The sequence below is a fragment of the Paraburkholderia sp. 2C genome (assembly GCF_054589215.1).
In genome coordinates this window covers 1-2278 of record NZ_BAAILL010000037.1, presented here as the reverse complement: position 1 = coordinate 2278, position 2278 = coordinate 1, and the positions used below count along the sequence as shown (strand labels likewise).

Annotated in this window: 2 protein-coding genes; both read right to left on the bottom strand. The window is 66.8% G+C overall.

Annotated elements, in window-relative coordinates:
- Positions 1–1052, bottom strand: a 1052-nt coding sequence (locus tag ACYPXD_RS16665) for an FHIPEP family type III secretion protein (protein ID WP_459713397.1), incomplete at its 3' end; no start/stop codon positions are given.
- A partial coding sequence (gene flhB, locus ACYPXD_RS16660; RefSeq protein WP_459713395.1) for a flagellar biosynthesis protein FlhB occupies positions 1049–2278 on the bottom strand: 1230 nt, incomplete at its 5' end. The genes flhB and ACYPXD_RS16665, both read right to left, overlap by 4 nt.

The following is a 2278-nucleotide window of genomic DNA, read 5'->3' as shown; positions in this document are numbered from 1 at the left end:
AGCGTCGCCGGCGACGCTTCGACGAGCGCCGACGCCGTCTTGCGCTGCTCGGCGCGCTTCTTCAGCACGCGGCCGAGCTGGATCGCACCGCCGCCGAGCGCCAGAAATGCGAAGTGCGGCATGTCGGGAATCAGACCCATCAGCACGAGGATCGAGCCCGTGATCATCAGCACGCGCGGGTTCGAGAACAGCTGCGAGGTGAGCTGCGTGCCGATGTCCTCGTTGGTCGCGACGCGCGACACGATCACGCCGGCCGCCGTGGAAATGACGAGCGACGGAATCTGCGCGACGAGGCCGTCGCCGATCGTGAGCAGCGTGTAGTTCTTGCCCGCGTCCGCGAAGCTCATGCCGTGCTGCGCGACGCCGACGATAAACCCGCCGAGGATGTTGATCACCATGATCAGCAGGCCCGCGACCGCGTCGCCGCGCACGAACTTGCTCGCGCCGTCCATCGAGCCGTAGAACTCGGCTTCCTGCGAGATCTCGGCGCGGCGCTTTCTGGCCTGCTCTTCGTTGATCATGCCGGCGTTCAGATCGGCGTCGATCGCCATCTGCTTGCCGGGCATCGCGTCGAGCGTGAAGCGCGCGGACACTTCGGCGATCCGGCCCGCACCCTTCGTGATCACCATGAAGTTGATCACCATCAGGATCACGAACACGACGATACCGACCGCGAAGTTGCCGCCGACGAGGAAGTGGCCGAACGCCTCGATCACCTTGCCGGCCGCGTCCGGGCCCATGTGACCTTCGAGCAGCACGATCCGCGTCGAGGCGACGTTCAGCGACAGCCGCAGCAACGTGGAGAACAGCAGCACGCTCGGGAACGCGGCGAAGTCGAGCGGCTTCATCGTATACATGCTGACGAGCAGCACCATCACGGAAAGCGCGATGTTGAACGTGAACAGCAGATCCAGCAGGAACGGCGGCAACGGCAGAATCATCATGCCGAGGATCATGCAGATCAGGATCGGCCCGGCAAGCGCGCGCAGGTTCGCGCCCTGCAGCATCTCAGGGCGGCGCGACAGGAAGCCGGCGCGGGGCGGCGTACTCATGCGCGGCCTCCGTCATTGGGCGAATTGCGGTTGCCGCCGGGGTTGCCACGACTGTTGCCACGGGCTTGCGGTTGGATCTCTTCCACGTCTTCGATGTCTTCGATGTCGTCGTCTTCGTCAGCGGCGGGGCCGCGCTTGTCGAGTTCGGCCGGCACGTCGAACTCGCTCGGCCGCACCGGCTCCGCGCCGCCGTGCGTATTGAAGCGGCGCAGCTGATAGACCCACGCGAGCACTTCGGCGACCGCGCCGTACAGCACGCCCGGCACTTCGGCGTCGAGGCGCACGTTGTAATAGAGCGCGCGCGCGAGCGGCGGCGCCTCGAGCAGCGGCACGTTGTTCTCGGTTGCGAGTTCGCGAATGCGCGCCGCGACGAGGTTCACGCCCTTGGCGACGACCTTCGGCGCGCGCATCTTGCCGTCCGTGTATTGCAGCGCGACCGCGAAGTGCGTCGGGTTCGTCACGACCACGTCGGCCTTCGGTACGTGCTGCATCATCCGGCGCCGCGCGGCCGCGCGCTGCTGTGCGCGAATGCGGCCCTTCACGTGCGGGTCGCCTTCGTTTTCGCGGTGCTCGCGCTTGACCTCTTCCTTGGTCATGCGCAGCTTTTTCTCGTACTGCCAGATCTGGTACGGCACATCGAGCGCGGCGATCAGGAACATGCCTGCGACGGTGGTCGCGCAGCACACGGCGATCAGATGGCCGGTGCTTGCGAACGCAACCAACAGCGGCTGCGTGACGAGCGCCAGCACCTCGTCCTTGCGATTCCACACCGCGAGCGAGCCGATCACGCCGACCACGAGCGTCTTCGCGAGCGCCATGCCGAGCTGGAGCACGCCGTTCGGCGAAAAGATGCGGCCGAGGCCCGAAATCGGATTGAGCTTGTTCCACTTCGGCTCGAGCGACTTCGACGACAGCAGCCAGCCGCCCAGCGCGATCGGTGCGATCAGCGCGGCGACGCCGGTCAGAAACAGCAGCGGCGCCAGCGCCTGCAGCCCTTCCATGCTCGCGGTACCCGCGCCGATCAACATCCGGCGCGTTTCGAAGACGGTGGTGTGGTCGAACGTAAGCGAGCCGCGCAGCATGCCTTCCAGATGCGCGCCGATCTGGCCGGACAGGCCCCAGGCGCCGAAGAAGCCCGCCGACAGCAGCGCGAAGGACACGAGCTCGCGCGAGCGCGCGACCTGCCCTTCCTCCCGCGCCTTCTGACGGCGACGGGGGGTGGCTGA